The following is a 16,015-nucleotide window of genomic DNA, read 5'->3' as shown; positions in this document are numbered from 1 at the left end:
TCACGCCCATTTTCTTAGCCGAGCCTTATTCCATGCCCGCTTCCTTCGAACGCAAGATCACGACCCGCGACGCGCTCGCGCAACTGCGCGCCTCGCTGCCGGGCCCCGTGGTGTTCACCAACGGCGTCTTCGACATCCTGCATCGCGGACACGTGACCTATCTCGCCGATGCCAAGGCGCTGGGCGCCACGCTGATCGTCGGCGTGAATAGCGATGCTTCGGTGAAGAGGCTCGGCAAGGGCGACGATCGCCCGATCAACAACGAGAACGACCGCATGGCGCTGCTCGCGGCGCTGGAGAGCGTGGATTGGGTGGTGCAGTTCGGTGAGCAGACGCCCGTCGAGCTGATCCAGGCCGTACGTCCGGACATTCTCGTGAAAGGCGGCGACTACGACATGGACGCGCTGCCCGAGTCGGCACTGGTGCGCGGGTGGGGCGGGCGGGCGCTCGCGATCGCCTTCGAGCACGATCGCTCCACGACGAAGCTGTTGCAGAAAGTGCGCGCGCAGGAAGGATCGAAGTAAGTTGCGGCGACCGGGCGCACGTTCACAGCGTGCGCTCGCCAGATGCAAAACCGGCCGGAGGCCGGGCCGCCCGAGGCTTGGGCGCGCCCGGCCTCCGGCCGGTTGCGTTTGAAGCGCCGCTTACTGCGTCAGGGTCGATGCCTGCACCGCCGGGTCCGCCACCGGGCCGCCGACGGTCGGCACGTCGGCCGATTCGGAGGGCCGGATCGCCTTCACCACGAGCCGCTCGGGGTGGATCTGCCGGTTCAGGTGCTGGGTTTCGCGCGTGCCCGACGCGGGCGTCGGGCCGAACACGCCGCCAATGGCCGCAAAAGCCAGTCCGTTGGCGAGAATCAGAATGGCGATCAGCCAGCGCAGCATCGTGTGAAGCTCCTTCGAAATCGTTCGTTCAGTTTCATGGCCGGGGTCGCAGCTCAGCACTGCGCCGCGATGAGCGCCAGGCCCGACAGCACCAGTGCGTCGTGGCGAGTATGCGGCACCTTGAGCGCCGCTGTCACTTCGGCTGCGGCGCCGCCGCTCACCACGAGCCGCACCGGGATCCTCCACGCGTCCTGTAAATCGGCCAAGGCGCGCTCGACGAGCGCCGCCTGCGCGAGCGCGCATCCCGCCGAGATCGAGGTTCGCGTGTCGGTGGCGAAGGCAATGCCCGGGTGGGCAGCATCCGCCATGCCGCCGGCGACCACGGGCAGTTGCGCGGTGTGCTCGCCGAGCGAGCGCATCATGAGCGTGAAGCCCGGCGCGATCATGCCGCCCACGAACGTGCCGTCGGCGCGCAGGGCTTCGAGTGTGGTGGCCGTGCCGAATGTCGCGATCAGGAGCGGTTCGCCCGGATAGGCCGCGTGTGCGCCGATCATGCCGGCCCAGCGGTCGCTGCCGAGCGCGTCGGGCGTGGCATAGCTGTTCGTCACGCCGCATTGCTGCGCGCTCGCCCGCACGACGGTGCGCGCGAGGCCCGGCCAGTGCGCCTCGACTAGCGCGTCGAGCCGCTGCGCGACCGCTGCGCCCGCGACGTTCGAGATCCAAGCACCAGCGGGCCGGGGCAGCGCCGCCCATTCCTCGCAACGGGTGTCAGACGTGGCTTGCGTAGAGTCGGCGGGAACGTGATCGATGGTGCCCGCATGCAGGCGCGACCCGTCCGGCGCGACGAGCGCCCATTTGATCCGGCTGTTGCCTGCGTCGATCAGGAGGAAGGGACCCCGGCTCATGCTCCGCCGTCCGCGAGCCGCAGCGACACGTCGCCGGTCGTGACGGTTTCGCGCCCGTTCGGCGTATCGACGAGTAGCTGGCCGCTCTCGTCCACACCGGCCGCCGTGCCGCGCAGCAGCTCCTTGCCTTGCTCGTAGATGGCGACTTCGCGGCCCGCGTAAGCGTGGCACGCGTTCCAGCGCGCCTGGAAGGGCGCAAAGCCCGCAGCGCCGAAGCGTTGCAGCGCGGCTTCGAGCGCGTTGAGTTCGGCGGCGAGCGTGTCGGTGAGGTTGGCGTTCGGCCACGCGCGCGAGAGCGCCGTGGGCGTCGTGCCGGGCACGACCGCTGCGCTGCCGCCGGCGGCGTTGAGCGCCTCGACCTTGGCGGCGAGCGCATCTTCGCCGCGCACGTTCGTGCCGATGCCGATCACGACCGCCGTGGCGTCGGCGGTCGTCCAGGCCGTCTCCACGAGAATTCCCACCAGCTTGTCGCCCTCGAGCAGCACGTCATTGGGCCACTTGAGCGCAATCTGCCCTGGCGCGGTCACGGGCAGCGTGCGCAGGCCGTCCACCAGCGCCGAGCCGATGGCGAGGCTCAAGCCCGCGAGCCCATCGATCGGACGCGGCAGCACGCAGCCGATCGAGAACAGCAGCGCGTCGCCGGGCTGTGCGACCCAGGTGCGGCCGCGCCGGCCGCGGCCGGCCGTTTGCAGATAGGCCACGCGCACGATGGGGCGCTTGAGTGCGTCGCGTTTTTGCGGCAGCGCCTTCAGGCGCGCCATGAGGTCGGCGTTGGTCGAGCCGGTTTCCTCGACGATCTCGATGGGCCAGTCGTGCGCGGCCGGGCCGAACAGCGTGATCGCGCGGTTGCGGTCGATGCGCCAGTCGCCGGCGCTCGGAGTATCGGGGGTGGGGGGCGTCGCATTCATGTCTCATATTGTAGTGGCTGGGGCGTGAACAGCAGGACGCAACGCCCGTTTCGGCCCGAAATGCGGGTATCCACATGCCGCCCACAGCTAGCCCACAGGTTATCCACGGAATCATCCACAGGCACTGTGGTGCCGGGCGATGACCGCCGCACCGTCGAATTCCGCGCAATTTGCTTAATCTTTAAGCAATTCACAGGCCGCCCACAGGCAGTCCACAAGTTATCCAGAGTGTTACCCACAGTTCGCCTCGCATTTGCATGTCGGCGGTGCGCTTTCGGACCGACGAAACGGGGCGCGTTCGCTACAATGTTTGCTCACCCTGCCTGTCGAGTGCTTACCCTTGAATCAAGCCACGCCGCCCGGCATTGAAGTCTCGGCCGGCACCCACGGAAAGACCGTGCGCCTGTCTGGCCAGTGGACGGCGCTCGCGCTCGCGCGCGACCGCGAAGAGGGCGGCGCCGCCCGGCGTCTGCGCGCGCTCGCGCAAGAGCGCATTGGGGAATGGGACCTCTCGCGCGTGGAGCGCATGGATCACGTGGGTGGACAGGCGCTCTGGAGCGTCTGGGGCCACAAGCTGCCCACCGATCTCGTCGATCTTACGCAAACGCAGCGCGACATCTTCGAGCGCATCGCGCTGCTCGATTCCGTGCGCGAGCCGGCGGAGCGCATCGTGCGCGTCGACCCGGTCACGCAGCTCGGCCTCGCGATCTTCTCGTTCTTCGACCACCTGTACGGCGGCATCGCCATGTTCGGGCGCGTGATCCTCGACTTGCTGCTCGTGCTGCGCAAGCCCAAGGTCACGCCGTGGATCGAGATTTCGGCGAATATCTACAACGCCGGCGCGCGCGCGCTGCCTATCACGGCGCTCGTCGCGTTTCTGATCGGCATCGTGCTGTCGTACCTCTCGGCGCAGCAATTGCGCCTCTTCGGCGCGAACCAGTTCATCGTCAACATTCTCGGTCTCGCGGTGATCCGCGAACTCGGGCCCGTGCTCTCGGCGATTCTCGTGGCGGGGCGCTCGGGCTCGGCCATCACCGCGCAGATCGGCGTCATGCGCGTGACCGAGGAACTCGACGCCATGCGCGTGATGGGCATCTCGCACGGGCTGCGGCTCATTCTGCCGCGCGTCATCGCGCTCGGCGTTGCCATGCCGCTGCTCGTGATCTGGACCGACATCATTGCGTTGCTAGGCGGCGCGATCGCGGCGAAGATCGTGCTGGGCATCGACATTTCGTGGTTCATGCGCTCGTTGCCCAGCGTCGTGCCGATCGCCAACGTGTGGATCGGCCTCGGCAAAGGGGTGGCGTTCGGCATGCTGGTGGCGATCGTGGGCTGTCACTTCGGCTTTCGCATCAAGGCGAACTCGCAGAGCCTGGGCGAGGGCACGACCACGTCGGTCGTCACGTCGATCACGATCGTGATCCTCGCCGACGCCGTGTTCGCGATCCTGTTCCAGAACGTGGGGTTGTCATGAGCACGACGGGCACGACGGTAACGACGATCGAGACGAAAACGACCGGCACGATCACCACGCCGCTCAAGGAGGTCGTGCAGGACTTGCCGTTGCCGACCATCGGCGAGCCGGTGATCGAAGTCCACAACCTCTCGAAGCGCTACGGGCGCAACATCGTCCACCAGCATCTGAACCTCGAAATCCGCCGCGGCGAGATCGTCACGCTCGTGGGCGGCTCGGGCTCGGGCAAGACCACGCTCGTGCGCCAGATTCTCGGGCTCGAAAAGCCGACCTCGGGCAGCATCAAGATGTTCGGCGAAAACATCTCGACCATCGACCCCGAGCGCGCCCGCCTCATGCGCACGCGCACCGGCATGCTGTTCCAGCAAGGCGCGCTGTTCTCGTCGCTCACGGTGTTCGACAACATCGCGCAGCCGGTGCGCGAGCTTGGCAAGGTGCCGGCCGCGCTGCTGCGCGACATCGTCATGCTCAAGCTCGAAATGGTCGGGCTGCCGTGCAAGCACGCCTCCAAAATGCCGGCGGCGCTCTCGGGCGGCATGATCAAGCGCGTAGGCCTCGCGCGCGCGATCGTGCTGGAGCCGGAACTGCTCTTTCTCGACGAGCCCACGGCCGGGCTCGACCCGCGCTCCTCCGACGAAGTGGTGGAACTGATCAGCACGCTGCATCGGGCCCTCGGGCTCACCGTCGTGCTCGTCACGCACGACCTCGACGCCATGGTCGCGCTCTCCACGCGCGTAGCCGTGCTCGCCGAGCGCCGCGTGCTCGTGGCGGCGCCCGTGGAGGAGGCGGCGAGCGTCGATCATCCGTTTATCCGCGAGTATTTTCTGGGCATGCGCGGTCGCCGCGCGCTCCAGGCGCTGCCGCCCGAGCGGCGCGCGAAGCTGCCGCCGGCGGCGCTCGCTCCCGCAGCCGTGGGGTACAAGCCGTGGTAGGGCCCGCGCACGCCTGTATCCGGCTTGACCGGCTCAAGAACCGGCGCGCCGCAGCCGCCAAAGAAGGAATCTGACGATGGAAAACAAACCGCATGCGTTCTGGGCGGGCATGTTCACGATAGGCCTGCTCATCGTGATCGCGCTTGTCGTCATCTTCTTCAGCGCTGACCACACCGTGCGCGTGCCGTACGACCTCATCTCGCGCTCCAGTGTGACGGGCCTTTATCCGGATGCGTCGGTGCGTTTTCGCGGTATCGACGTGGGCAAGGTGCAGTCGATCAAGTTCGATACCCAGCATCCGGGCCAGATCCGCATTCGCATTCTCGTCGACCAGAAGGCGCCGATGACGCGCTCCACCTTCGGCTCGCTCGCGCTGCAGGGCGTGACAGGCATCGCCTTCGTGCAGCTCGACGACAACGGCGTGGACCTCTCGCCGCTGCATTCGTCCGCGGCGCATGTGGCCGAGCTGCCGCTGCGTCCGGGCTTGCTCGACCAGCTCCAGCGTCGCGGCGACGCGCTGCTGCGCAAGCTCGACAACATCGCCGGGGACATCGACGAAATGCTCTCCGAAGACAACCGCAAGCAGGTGATGGCGGCCGTCACCAGCCTGCAGCAGGCCGCGAGCAGCGTGAACGTGCTCGCCCAGCAGCTCCAGCCCACCGCGAAGCAGCTTCCCGGCGCGGTGACCGACCTGCAGCACGCGCTGCAGTCGACCAACACGCTCATTACGAGCATGAACCGTCCCGATGGCCCGTTCCAGACCAACCTGAACAAGGCCGGCACGGCGGCGGCCCAGGCGGGCGCGGCGCTCACCTCGATCGACGCCTCGATCCAGGACCTTTCGGCGCGCGTGGGTTACGACACGCTGCCACGCGTCGATTCGCTCACCGACGACGTGCGCTCGGCCATGCGCGCCGTGGACCGCGCGGCGGGCACCTTCAGCACGAGCCCGCGCAGCGTGCTGTTCGGCGGCGCGCCGCAGCCCGCGCCCGGGCCCGGCGAGCCGGGCTTTGCGTGGCCGTCTGCTGGGGGCACGAAGTAGGCCGCGCCACGAGTCATACGGCCTTTCGCGACACCATTCGATGCACACCGCGCGGCGTATGCGCCGCGCGCCAAAGAAGGAAACGCAATGTCACGCACATCACGCCTGCCACGATCGATGCAACGCGCCGCGGCGGCCAGCTCGGGCTGGCTGGCGGCGCTCGCGCTCGGCGCGCTCCTGGCCGCCTGCGCGGGCAATCCCGGTTCGATCAACGACGTTCGCTACGACCTCGGGCTGCAGTCGTCGCAGAGCCCCCAGGGCGCTCCCGCCGCGCAAGGCAAGCCGCTGCTGAAGGTGCTGGCGGTCAACGCGCCGCCGCCGCTCGACAACGACGGCATCCTCTACCGGATGAGTTCCGATTCCCAGCGCACGGCGCGCTACGCGAACAGCCGCTGGACGATGTCGCCCGCGCGCCTGCTCACGGAGCGCCTGCGCACGTCGCTTGGCGCGTACGCAACGGTGCTCGCGGGCGGGGACGCCGTGCAGGCGCCGATGCTCAAGGTCGAACTGTACGAGTTCGAGCAGGTGTTCGAGAGCCCGACGCAAAGCGCGGGCGTACTGGCCGCGCGCGCCACGCTCATGCAGGGCGGCAGGGTGCTGGCGCAGCGCTCGTTCGCCACGCGTGCGCCGGCGGCCACGCCCGACGCCGCGGGCGGCGTGCACGCGCTGCAGGCGGCCAGCGACGAGTTCGCGAGCCAGCTCGGCGCGTGGCTGAGCACGCAGTCCCTCGCGGGCACGCGTTGAGGGGCACATTCAAGGGCGCATTCAAGAGCGCAGACCGGCGTTGCGCGATGGCGGCGCGCGGCGCGGCATCGGGGGCAAGGGCAGGATAGCGGCATGATCGAAGCGGGACGGCTCCGGCTGCGCGCCCCGCATGGCGGGCGGCGCGCGATGGACGGCGACGAGGGTGGCCAAAGCGGTGGCCAGAGCGCAAGCGGCGAGCGCGGTACGCTCGCCAGCGGCGACACGCCCGCGCCGCACGCTGACACGTCCGCGGCGCCATCGCCGTCGCCACCACCGCCCGCCGCCCGCGAGCCTTTGCTGCGCCAGTCGTCGACGCTCTCGCGCCAGTCGCTCGCGCTTTACACGGCGCTGATCGTCTACGGCTCGTGGTATCCGTTCTCCGGCTGGCGCTCGCTCGGCCTCAGTCCCTTTGCCTATCTCGGCGATCCATGGCCGCGCTACTGGACGGTTTTCGACATCGTCACCAACGTGCTCGGCTACATGCCGTTCGGCGCGCTCGTCGTACTCGCCGCGTGGCCACGTTGGCGAGGCGTGCGCGCCGTGCTGCTCGCCGCGATTGCGGGCACGCTGCTCTCGGGCGTGATGGAGGCCGTGCAGACCTGGCTGCCCACGCGCGTGGCGTCCAATCTCGATCTCGCCTCGAACGCACTCGGCGCACTGCTCGGCGCGCTCGTGGCGGCGCCCGCCACCGGCGCGCTGCTCGAGCGCGGTTTCCTGCGCCGCTTGCGCTTTCGCTGGTTCGAGCGCGACGCGGCCGTGTTGATGGTGCTTGCAGGGCTCTGGCCGTTCGCGACGATGTACCCCACGCCGCGCCTGTTCGGTCTGGGCGAATGGGCGCGCGCGCTGTGGCAACGCCTCGACGGCTCGATGCAGGACGCCGTGCTCGCCTGGACGCCTGCCGCCTGGCATCTGCGCGCGCTGCCCGACATGCTCGCCGCGCGCCTGCCCGATAGCGGCTGGGAGGCAATCGTCACGACGCTCAACCTGTTCGGCGCGGCGGCGTTCGCGACGCTCCCCATGCGAGCGCGCGCGCCGCGTGCGCGGCTCGTCGTCGCGCTCATTGCGGCGACACTCGTCGTCAAGGTGGGCGCGACCTTTCTGCAGTCGCAAAGCGGGCTCATCTTCGACTGGGCGACACCGGGGGCCCTCGCGGGCCTCGTGTGGGGCACCTTGCTCGCGTTCCTCGCCTTGCGTCTGCCGCGCGCCGTGCGCGCGGCCGCGGCGACGCTTGCGCTTGCTGTGGCCCTCGTGTTCGTGAACGTGCTGCCCGTGAACCCGTACTTCGACGTCGTGCTCGCGGACTGGCGGCAGGGCCGCTACCTGCACTTCAACGGCCTCGCGCGCTGGCTCGCATGGACGTGGCCCTGGGCCGCGCTCGCGTGGACGGCGTTCTCGCTCGAACGCGCGTGGCTCGTGCGGCGCGCGCGCCGGGCCGCGAAGCGCGCCCGCCGCGGCGCGTGAAGGCGCGCGGCGCTCACCGGAGCGTTCGCGCCGCGCTCGTTATAATCGACCGGATCGCCGCGCAGCCACGCCCGCGCGCAACGCAACGCAAGGCTTAATTGATAGCTCACGCGGGCCACACGCTTTCAGCCAGCCTGCGCTCACTGCACGACACTCACCGGTGCCCCACGCCATGACCGATTCGTTCTACAAGTACCACGTCTTTTTCTGCCTGAACCAGCGCGAGCCTGGCGCAGACCGCCCGAGCTGCGCGAATTGCAATGCGCAAGCCATGCAGGAGTACGCGAAAAAGCGCGTGAAGCAGCTTGGTCTCGCGGGACCGGGCCAGGTGCGCATCAACAAGGCGGGGTGCCTCGACCGCTGCGAGGAAGGCCCGGCCGTCGTCGTGTATCCGGAAGGCACGTGGTACACGTATATCGATGAGAGCGACATCGACGAAATCGTTGTTTCGCATCTGCAGAACGGCCAGGTGGTCGAGCGCCTGAAGATCGATCGCTGATCGACCCCCATGCAAGGCCAATCTGTACCCGTAAGGACTGCCGCACGATGAACGCCCAGACACAAAAATTCCAGATCGACGGTCCCGTCGGCAAGATCGAATGCGCGCTCGACCTGCCCGACGCCGGCACGACGCCGCGCGGCATCGCGCTCGTCGCGCATCCGCATCCGCTCTTTGGCGGCACGATGGACAACAAGGTCGCGCAAACGCTCGCTCGCACGCTGGTGCAACTCGGCTACACGACCTATCGCTCGAACTTTCGCGGCGTGGGCGAAACGGCGGGCACGCACGACAACGGCATCGGCGAGCAGGACGACCTGCTCGAACTGATTGCACACATGCGCGCGCAACCGGGCCAGGCCGACGTGCCGCTCGTGCTCGCGGGCTTTTCGTTCGGCACCTTCGTGCTGTCGCATGTCGCGAAGCGCTATCTCGATGCCGGCGGCGCGATCGAGCGCATGGTGTTCGTCGGCACCGCCGCAAGCCGCTGGGAAGTCGCGCCGGTGCGCGACGACACGCTCGTGATCCACGGTGAACTCGACGACACTGTGCCGATTCTCTCGGTGTACGAATGGGCGCGCCCGCAGGAATTGCCGATTGTCGTGATTCCGGGGGCAGAACATTTCCTGCATCGCAAGCTGCATATCCTCAAGCGCATCATCGTCGAAGCCTGGCGCTGACAGTTCACGGGCATCGGGCGCCGATGTTTCGGGGCCCGATGCAAGCTGCTCGTCACCTGGCCGTCACCTCGCGTCTGGCGAGTGAAATGCGTGAAAAATGCACGACAGGTATGCGCAAACGTGTGACATCGCGAAAATTCGCCGCGACGTGACGCGTATAATGTTCGCCAATTTTGTGCTTGCTGCGCTGCAATCGGCGCGTGCACGGCACCCGCATTCCGGCTTTCTCCGACCGTGCGCCGCATGGCGCGCTACGTTCATCCCGTCCCAATTCAGCCCGACCTGAACCTATGCGTTTTCTCTCCTCCGGCCAACCGTCTTCTTTCGTTCCTTCTTCCCTCGTTCGCAATGTCACGCTCGCAGCGCTTGTGCCCGCCACGCTTCTGGCAAGCGCGGGCACGTTCGCTCGCACGCCTGCACACACTGCGGGCGTGAAAGCGCAGGCGCAGCCGCAAGCAGAAGTGGCTGTCGGCACCCCCGCGGACAACGTACTCGGCGGGCTGCCGCCTCCGGGCGTGAATGCGCGCTCGTGGGTGCTCGTCGACGCCACCGCGAATCAGGTGCTCGCTTCCGGCAATGCCAATGAGCGCGTCGAGCCTGCGTCGCTCACGAAGCTCATGACCGCGTATCTCGTGTTCGAGGCGCTGCAGAGCAAGAAGATCACGATGGACCAGATCGTCACGCCGAGCGAAGCCGTGCGCCGCGTGAAAAACGACGAGTCGCGCATGTTCATCGAAGCGAACAAGCCGGTCTCGGTGCATGACCTCGTGTACGGCATGATCATCCAGTCGGGCAACGACGCGGCCATCGCGCTCGCCGAACTGGTGGGCGGCAGCGAAGCGAACTTCGTCACCATGATGAACGCCGAAGCGCAGAAGCTCGGCATGACGCACACGCATTTCGCCGACGTGAACGGCATGCCCGACCCGAATCACTACACGTCGGCTGGCGACCTCGCCACGCTCTCCACGCGTCTGATCCGCGACTATCCCGAGTACTACGAGATCTTCTCGGTCAAGGAATTCAAGTACAACAACATCAAGCAGCCGAACCGCAACCGCCTGCTGTGGATCGACCCGACGGTCGACGGCCTGAAGACCGGCCACACGCAAGCCGCGGGCTACTGCCTGATCGCATCGGCCCGCCGTCCGCTCGCGAGCGGCGGCAACCGCCGTCTCGTCTCGGTGATGATGGGCGAGGAGAAGGAACACGACCGCGTGCAGGACAGCCTGAAGATGCTGAACTACGGCTATAGCGCGTACGACACCACGCGCATCTATCAGGCGAACCAGGCCGTGGCGACGCCGCGCGTCTACAAGGGCACGCTCGACGCCGTGAAGGTCGGCGTACAGAAGGACCAGTACGTGACGCTGCCCAAGGGCGCCGCCGACAAGGCCAAGCCGCAGGTCGAACTGAGCAGCCCGCTGATCGCGCCGTTCACGGTTGGCCAGCAGGTTGGTACCGCGAAGTTCGTGGGCGCCGACGGCAAGGTGCTCGCACAGGTTCCGCTCGTGGCGCTCGAAGCCGTGCCGCAAGCCGGTATCGTCGGCCGCGTGTGGGATTCGCTCATGCTCATGGTCAACAAGAAGAAGTGATGACAGGCGCTCCAGCGACGCAAGCCGCCGAGCCGCTCGTCTGGCTCAACGGTGAACTCACGCCGCTTTCCGAAGCGCGCATTCCCGTGCTCGATCGCGGCTTCATCTTCGGCGACGGCATCTACGAGGTCGTGCCCGTTTATGCGCTCGACGCGGCCGATGGTGAAGGCAAGGTGCGCGTGCCGTTTCGCATTGCGCAGCACCTCGCGCGGCTCAAGCGCTCGCTGGAGAAGGTCGGCATTGCAAATCCGTTCGACGAAGCGGGCTGGCGCGCGCTCGTCGCGCGCCTGATCGAGGCGAACGAAGCAGCGGGCGCGCTCGCGCGGGATGCGCACGCCAACTTCTACGTGCAGGTCACGCGCGGCGTCGCACCGCGCGGCCACGCGTTTCCCGCGGCGGCCACGCCCACTGTGTTCGCGATGGTCAATCCGCTCAAGCTGCCCGGCCAGGCGCAGCGCGAGCATGGCGTGCGCTGCGTCACCGCTGAAGACAAGCGCTGGCTGAATTGCGACATCAAGTCGACTTCGCTGCTCGGCAACGTGCTGATGGCGCAGCACGCAGCGGAAAACGACGCGTTCGAGACGATCCAGCTGCGCGACGGCTGGCTGACCGAGGCGTCGTCGGCGAACGTGTGGGTCGTGAAGGGCGGTGCGCTCTTTGCGCCGCCGCGCAGCAACCGCATTCTCGAAGGCATCCGCTACGGCCTGATCGAGGAACTGGCCGAGGCGTGCGGCGTGCGTTTCGAAGCGCGCGAAGTGGCCGAGGCCGAACTGCGCGAGGCAGACGAGATTCTCGTGACGTCGGCGACGAAGGAAGTGCTGGCGGTCGTCACGCTCGACGGCAAGCCGGTCGGCGCCGGCTTGCCGGGCCCGGTGTACGCCGCGCTCCATGCGGCGTACCAGCGCGCGAAGCAACGCGAGGCGGAGGCTGTGCAAGCATCGGCCGCCGAGCTACAGGTAGTGGAGAAATGAACATGACACAGATGAACGTGACCCAGCAGGCAAGCAACCCCGAAGCGAAAGAATCGCTGATCGAATTCCCCTGCGACTTCCCGATCAAGGTGATGGGCAAGACGCATCCGGAATTCCAGGACACCATCGTGACGGTGCTGCGCGAATTCGACGGCGGCTTCGACGCCACGACCATCGAGACGCGTCCGTCGAGCGGCGGCAACTACACGGGCCTCACCGTCACGGTGCGCGCCACGAGCCAGGCGCATCTCGACGACATCTATCGCGCCCTCACCGGGCATCCGATGGTGAAGATCGTGCTGTAAGCGCTGGCGCTTCGCTGGCAGTGATTCGAACGACAAGGGCCGCCATGCGCGGCCCTTGTTGCATCTGAGGCATTCGTTTCAGGGCACGTCGCCCACACGGGCGCGTTGTGCCGCCGCGGCCGCCGTCATCAGCGGACCGGCTTCGCAGGCGTCCTCGTAGAGCCGCCGAAAGCGCGCGACCTCGTCGAACACCCAGTCGCGGAAGGCCTGTACGCGCTCGGTCTGCATGCGTTGCGGCTGGCAGATGAAGTAGTAGCGCCAGGGGCTCGGGCCATCGACGTCCTTGAAGAGGCGCACGAGACGCCCGAGCGTGATCTCGTGCATGGCGAGCGAGCGGCGCACGAGCGCGATGCCCTGGCCGTCCATGGCCGCCTGCAGCAGGTTCGACGAGTCCTGGTAGAGCACGCCGCGCTTCGGTTCGGGCAGGTCCTGGAGGCCCGCGGCGTCGAACCACGGACGCCAGAGTTCGTCGTCCGAGCGCAGCAGCGGCAGCTTCGCGAGGTCGCGCGGGTCGGTGGGCAGCTTGCCGCCGTTGAAATCGGGCGAGCAGGCCGGAAAGAAGATCTCGTCGAGCAGCAGCTCGGCGTGCAGGCCCGGATAGTGTCCGTAGCCGAAGCGGATGGCGACATCGACATCGTCGCGCGCGAAGTCGGTGAGCGAATTCGTGGATTGCAGCTCGACGTCCCACTGCGGATGCGCCTCGATGAAGCGGCCGATGCGCGGCGTGACCCAGCGCGCCGCGAACGACGACAGCATCGACACCACGAGCCGCCGGTCGCGGTCGCCCGCGCGGATTTCCTGGGTGGCGTGCGCGAGCTGGTTGAGCGCGTCGCGCACCTGGCCGGCGTAGCGGCGGCCGGTGTCGGTCACGCGCACGCGCTTGCCGTCGCGCGCGAAGAGCGCCACGCCCAGCTCCGCTTCGAGCGCGCGGATCTGGTGGCTCACGGCGCCGTGCGTGACGAAGAGTTCGTCGGCGGCGCGCGAGAAGCTTTCGTGGCGGGCGGCGGCTTCGAAGGCCTTGAGCGCATTCAGCGCGGGTAGCTGGCGCAGATCCATATCGTATTTTTTCTCACATAGCCGTGAAAATTGATCGTTTTTCCCGATCCCTTATGGCGTCTACGATTGTAGCCATCGGAGCAGGTCATTCGGAGTCGAAAATGAGAGAAATTTCTTCGGATATCACGTTTGAAGTGGCGGCCGATCAAACGGCCTCGGTGCGCGTCACGCGCAGCACGCGGCTGACCGTGAAGTGCGGCACGGTCTGGGTCACGCGCAGCGACGACACCGCCGACTACTGGCTGGAACCCGGCCACACGCTGCGGCTGCGGCGCGGCGAACGCTTGTGGATCGGTGCGGAAGGCGGTGCGGCCGCGTGGGTTGGGTTCGCCGCGCCGGCGCGCCTGAGCGAGCGCGTGGTCGATATCGCCGCACGCGCTGCGCAGCGCGCAGGCGTTCACATTGGCGACGGCTGGCGCACGGTTTGAGCCCACGGTTTGACCCAAAAACGGCGGCGATGGGAGGGCAACCCATCGCCGCCGTTATCCGCAGCATGCCCGGCGCGCTTGTCCCGAATTCGGTAAACTCCCGAAATCATGTGCGCTACCCCGGTTTCACCCTCGCAAATCTCTTCGGACCCCGGCACATCCGCGGCCGATTCCCAAACGGCAGGTTCGTCCATCGTCGTGCGCTGGCGCGGCAACGAGGCTTATCAAACAAGCTTCGACGCCATGCGCGAGTTCACGGCCGCCCGTGACACGCATACGTCCGACGAAATCTGGCTCGTCGAGCATCCGCCGGTGTTCACGCTCGGCCAGGCCGGCAAGCCCGAGCACCTGCTGGTCGCCAACAGCGGCATCCCGCTCGTGCAGATCGATCGCGGCGGCCAGATCACGTTTCACGGGCCGGGCCAGGTGGTGGCCTATCTGCTGCTCGACTTGCGCCGCCGGAAGCTGATGGTGCGCGAGCTCGTCACGCTCATCGAGGACGCCGTGATCGAAACACTGGCGGCGTATAATCTCGCGAGCGAGCGCAAGGCAGGCGCCCCCGGCATTTACGTGCCGCAAGACGCCAGCGGCGCGAGCGCCGCGCACAAGGGCGCGAAAGTCGCCGCCCTCGGGCTGAAGATCCGCAACGGCTGCAGCTACCACGGCGTGAGCCTGAACGTGTCGATGGATCTGAACCCATTTCTCGCGATCAATCCGTGTGGTTACGCCGGTCTCGAAACCGTCGACATGGCCACGCTGGGTGTAGAGGCGAGTTGGCGCGATGTGGCCGCCACGCTGGCGGCGCGGCTCGAGGCGAATCTCGCGGCGCACGCAGCAACACTTCTCACGGTAGCCGAAGCGGCTGCCACAGACCCTTCAGCCGAAGCGGCTGGAGTGGAACCGGCCGTATCGGCCGTCTCCGGCGGGGAACCGCCGCAACCGCAGGCTGGCGTTGCACCGGCGGCCTGACTGGATCGAAAGCATGACTGACATCACTGCGAACCCCGCTGGCGCCAACGCCGACGCCGTTCCCTACGACGCCACCGCAAAACAGAAGGCACAGGCCAAGACCTCGCGCATTCCGATCAAGGTCATTCCCATCGAGAAGCTCAAGAAGCCCGAATGGATTCGCGTGAAGGCGGCCACGGGCAACTCGCGTTTCTACGAAATCAAGAACATCCTGCGCGAGCACAACCTGCACACGGTGTGCGAGGAAGCGAGCTGCCCGAACATCGGCGAATGCTTCGGCAAGGGCACTGCCACGTTCATGATCATGGGCGACAAGTGCACGCGCCGCTGCCCGTTCTGCGACGTGGGCCATGGCCGCCCCGATCCGCTCGATCCGGACGAACCGGCGAACCTCGCACGCACCATCGGCGCGCTCAAGCTCAAGTACGTCGTGATCACGAGCGTGGACCGCGACGACCTGCGTGACGGCGGCGCCGGCCACTTCGTCGAATGTATCCGCCAGGTGCGTGAGCAGTCGCCCGAGACGCGTATCGAGATTCTCACGCCGGACTTCCGCGGCCGTCTCGATCGCGCGCTGCAGATCCTCAACGACGCGCCGCCCGATGTGATGAACCACAACCTCGAAACGGTGCCGCGCCTCTATAAGGAAGCGCGTCCGGGTTCGGACTACGCGCACTCGCTCAAGCTGCTCAAGGACTTCAAGGCGCTGCATCCCGAAGTCGCGACGAAGTCGGGCCTGATGGTGGGCCTGGGCGAAACCGAAGAGGAAATTCTTCAGGTGATGCGCGACCTGCGCGCGCACGACGTCGACATGCTGACGATCGGCCAGTACCTCCAGCCTTCCGAGCATCACCTGCCGGTGCGCTCGTACGTGCATCCGGACACGTTCAAGATGTACGAGGAAGAGGCGTACAAGATGGGCTTCACGCACGCGGCCGTTGGCGCGATGGTGCGTTCGAGCTATCACGCCGATCTGCAGGCGCATGGGGCAGGGGTGGTTTAAACAAGCCACCGCTTCCTGCAAGCAAGCAACGCGAAAAGCCCGCTGAAAAGCGGGCTTTTTCGTTATGCGCTGCGCTCGAACAGCGCGTGTCGTGCGTCGATTTCCACGCCATCCATTGCGGCGCGAAAAGCAATGCTTCAGCAGCGTCATTAGCTAACGCGGATAAGTTAGAACCACCCGCCGCCAGACTCCCTATAGTCGGAACCTTCATTCACTCGA

18 protein-coding genes are annotated in these 16,015 nt (G+C 67.1%); 14 read left to right on the top strand and 4 right to left on the bottom strand.

Annotated elements, in window-relative coordinates; genetic code table 11:
* Window positions 1–32 precede the first annotated feature (32 nt).
* On the top strand, window positions 33–524 hold the full coding sequence (gene rfaE2, locus U5A58_RS00760) for a D-glycero-beta-D-manno-heptose 1-phosphate adenylyltransferase (protein WP_321959937.1): 492 nt from the start codon (window positions 33–35) through the stop codon (window positions 522–524).
* Between the two features lie 120 nt (window positions 525–644).
* On the opposite strand, the gene U5A58_RS00755 is transcribed toward rfaE2, so the two are convergent.
* Genes U5A58_RS00755 through U5A58_RS00745 form a run of 3 tightly spaced genes read right to left on the bottom strand, consistent with a single transcriptional unit; the run spans window position 645 to window position 2,637 of the window.
* On the bottom strand, window positions 645–884 hold the full coding sequence (locus U5A58_RS00755; protein ID WP_321934373.1) for a hypothetical protein: 240 nt from the start codon (window positions 882–884) through the stop codon (window positions 645–647).
* 53 nt (window positions 885–937) lie between these two features.
* On the bottom strand, window positions 938–1,729 hold the full coding sequence (locus U5A58_RS00750; protein WP_321959936.1) for a type III pantothenate kinase: 792 nt from the start codon (window positions 1,727–1,729) through the stop codon (window positions 938–940).
* Complete coding sequence (locus U5A58_RS00745) at window positions 1,726–2,637, bottom strand: biotin--[acetyl-CoA-carboxylase] ligase (protein WP_321959935.1); 912 nt, start codon at window positions 2,635–2,637, stop codon at window positions 1,726–1,728. The genes U5A58_RS00750 and U5A58_RS00745 overlap by 4 nt, the downstream gene beginning before the upstream one ends.
* 340 nt (window positions 2,638–2,977) lie before the next feature.
* Between U5A58_RS00745 and U5A58_RS00740 the strand changes: the two genes are divergently transcribed.
* The 10 genes from U5A58_RS00740 to U5A58_RS00695 all read left to right on the top strand — a co-directional run bounded on the left by U5A58_RS00740 (window position 2,978) and on the right by U5A58_RS00695 (window position 12,340).
* A complete protein-coding gene (locus U5A58_RS00740) occupies window positions 2,978–4,111 on the top strand; it encodes an ABC transporter permease (protein ID WP_321959934.1) in 1,134 nt (377 codons plus the stop codon).
* 50 nt (window positions 4,112–4,161) lie between these two features.
* On the top strand, window positions 4,162–5,043 hold the full coding sequence (locus U5A58_RS00735; protein WP_321960228.1) for an ABC transporter ATP-binding protein: 882 nt from the start codon (window positions 4,162–4,164) through the stop codon (window positions 5,041–5,043).
* 76 nt (window positions 5,044–5,119) lie between these two features.
* Window positions 5,120–6,085 carry an MlaD family protein gene (locus tag U5A58_RS00730; RefSeq protein WP_321959933.1) on the top strand — a complete coding sequence of 322 codons (966 nt, stop codon included), beginning with the start codon at window positions 5,120–5,122 and terminating at the stop codon, window positions 6,083–6,085.
* Between the two features lie 105 nt (window positions 6,086–6,190).
* The gene (locus U5A58_RS00725) at window positions 6,191–6,829 is read left to right on the top strand and encodes an ABC-type transport auxiliary lipoprotein family protein (protein WP_321960227.1); all 639 of its coding nucleotides are present in this window, start codon (window positions 6,191–6,193) and stop codon (window positions 6,827–6,829) included.
* 93 nt (window positions 6,830–6,922) lie between these two features.
* Window positions 6,923–8,290, top strand: coding sequence for a VanZ family protein (locus U5A58_RS00720; RefSeq protein ID WP_321959932.1), 1,368 nt, complete (start codon window positions 6,923–6,925; stop codon window positions 8,288–8,290).
* 172 nt (window positions 8,291–8,462) lie between these two features.
* Window positions 8,463–8,789 carry a (2Fe-2S) ferredoxin domain-containing protein gene (locus U5A58_RS00715; RefSeq protein WP_321907556.1) on the top strand — a complete coding sequence of 109 codons (327 nt, stop codon included), beginning with the start codon at window positions 8,463–8,465 and terminating at the stop codon, window positions 8,787–8,789.
* 47 nt (window positions 8,790–8,836) lie between these two features.
* Window positions 8,837–9,469 carry an alpha/beta hydrolase gene (locus U5A58_RS00710; protein WP_321959931.1) on the top strand — a complete coding sequence of 211 codons (633 nt, stop codon included), beginning with the start codon at window positions 8,837–8,839 and terminating at the stop codon, window positions 9,467–9,469.
* A gap of 290 nt (window positions 9,470–9,759) precedes the next feature.
* On the top strand, window positions 9,760–11,064 hold the full coding sequence (locus tag U5A58_RS00705) for a D-alanyl-D-alanine carboxypeptidase family protein (RefSeq protein ID WP_321959930.1): 1,305 nt from the start codon (window positions 9,760–9,762) through the stop codon (window positions 11,062–11,064).
* On the top strand, window positions 11,064–12,035 hold the full coding sequence (locus U5A58_RS00700; RefSeq protein WP_321959929.1) for a D-amino acid aminotransferase: 972 nt from the start codon (window positions 11,064–11,066) through the stop codon (window positions 12,033–12,035). Before U5A58_RS00705 ends, U5A58_RS00700 begins: the two co-directional genes overlap by 1 nt.
* An 11-nt stretch (window positions 12,036–12,046) precedes the next feature.
* On the top strand, window positions 12,047–12,340 hold the full coding sequence (locus U5A58_RS00695) for a DUF493 family protein (RefSeq protein ID WP_321960226.1): 294 nt from the start codon (window positions 12,047–12,049) through the stop codon (window positions 12,338–12,340).
* Window positions 12,341–12,418: 78 nt separating this feature from the next.
* Here the strand turns inward: U5A58_RS00695 and U5A58_RS00690 are convergent, their stop codons facing one another.
* Complete coding sequence (locus U5A58_RS00690; protein ID WP_321907563.1) at window positions 12,419–13,396, bottom strand: transcriptional regulator GcvA; 978 nt, start codon at window positions 13,394–13,396, stop codon at window positions 12,419–12,421.
* A gap of 101 nt (window positions 13,397–13,497) precedes the next feature.
* On the opposite strand from U5A58_RS00690, the gene U5A58_RS00685 reads away from it, so the two are divergent.
* From U5A58_RS00685 to lipA, 3 genes are all read left to right on the top strand, one after another.
* Window positions 13,498–13,824: a DUF2917 domain-containing protein gene (locus U5A58_RS00685; protein ID WP_321907564.1), complete on the top strand. Its 327-nt coding sequence runs from the start codon at window positions 13,498–13,500 to the stop codon at window positions 13,822–13,824.
* A gap of 108 nt (window positions 13,825–13,932) precedes the next feature.
* Window positions 13,933–14,793 carry a lipoyl(octanoyl) transferase LipB gene (lipB, locus tag U5A58_RS00680; RefSeq protein ID WP_321959928.1) on the top strand — a complete coding sequence of 287 codons (861 nt, stop codon included), beginning with the start codon at window positions 13,933–13,935 and terminating at the stop codon, window positions 14,791–14,793.
* A 13-nt stretch (window positions 14,794–14,806) separates the two neighbouring features.
* Window positions 14,807–15,796 (top strand): lipoyl synthase, encoded by a 990-nt coding sequence (gene lipA, locus U5A58_RS00675; protein ID WP_321959927.1) that lies wholly within the window; start codon window positions 14,807–14,809, stop codon window positions 15,794–15,796.
* The last annotated feature ends 219 nt before the right edge of the window (window positions 15,797–16,015 follow it).

It is taken from the genome of Paraburkholderia sp. J7 (assembly GCF_905220155.1).
Classification (GTDB): Bacteria; Pseudomonadota; Gammaproteobacteria; order Burkholderiales; family Burkholderiaceae; genus Paraburkholderia.
This window is presented reverse-complemented; position numbering and strand designations above follow the sequence as displayed.

Bases quoted from the DNA above. Each gene is read 5' to 3' on its own strand.
- rfaE2 (WP_321959937.1), top strand. From the start codon at position 33: ATGCCCGCTTCCTTCGAACGCAAGATCACGACCCGCGACGCGCTCGCG.
- U5A58_RS00755 (WP_321934373.1), bottom strand. From the start codon at position 884: ATGCTGCGCTGGCTGATCGCCATTCTGATTCTCGCCAACGGACTGGCT.
- U5A58_RS00750 (WP_321959936.1), bottom strand. From the start codon at position 1,729: ATGAGCCGGGGTCCCTTCCTCCTGATCGACGCAGGCAACAGCCGGATC.
- U5A58_RS00745 (WP_321959935.1), bottom strand. From the start codon at position 2,637: ATGAATGCGACGCCCCCCACCCCCGATACTCCGAGCGCCGGCGACTGG.
- U5A58_RS00730 (WP_321959933.1), top strand. From the start codon at position 5,120: ATGGAAAACAAACCGCATGCGTTCTGGGCGGGCATGTTCACGATAGGC.
- U5A58_RS00720 (WP_321959932.1), top strand. From the start codon at position 6,923: ATGATCGAAGCGGGACGGCTCCGGCTGCGCGCCCCGCATGGCGGGCGG.
- U5A58_RS00715 (WP_321907556.1), top strand. From the start codon at position 8,463: ATGACCGATTCGTTCTACAAGTACCACGTCTTTTTCTGCCTGAACCAG.
- U5A58_RS00710 (WP_321959931.1), top strand. From the start codon at position 8,837: ATGAACGCCCAGACACAAAAATTCCAGATCGACGGTCCCGTCGGCAAG.
- U5A58_RS00705 (WP_321959930.1), top strand. From the start codon at position 9,760: ATGCGTTTTCTCTCCTCCGGCCAACCGTCTTCTTTCGTTCCTTCTTCC.
- U5A58_RS00700 (WP_321959929.1), top strand. From the start codon at position 11,064: ATGACAGGCGCTCCAGCGACGCAAGCCGCCGAGCCGCTCGTCTGGCTC.
- U5A58_RS00695 (WP_321960226.1), top strand. From the start codon at position 12,047: ATGAACGTGACCCAGCAGGCAAGCAACCCCGAAGCGAAAGAATCGCTG.
- U5A58_RS00690 (WP_321907563.1), bottom strand. From the start codon at position 13,396: ATGGATCTGCGCCAGCTACCCGCGCTGAATGCGCTCAAGGCCTTCGAA.
- U5A58_RS00685 (WP_321907564.1), top strand. From the start codon at position 13,498: ATGAGAGAAATTTCTTCGGATATCACGTTTGAAGTGGCGGCCGATCAA.
- lipB (WP_321959928.1), top strand. From the start codon at position 13,933: ATGTGCGCTACCCCGGTTTCACCCTCGCAAATCTCTTCGGACCCCGGC.
- lipA (WP_321959927.1), top strand. From the start codon at position 14,807: ATGACTGACATCACTGCGAACCCCGCTGGCGCCAACGCCGACGCCGTT.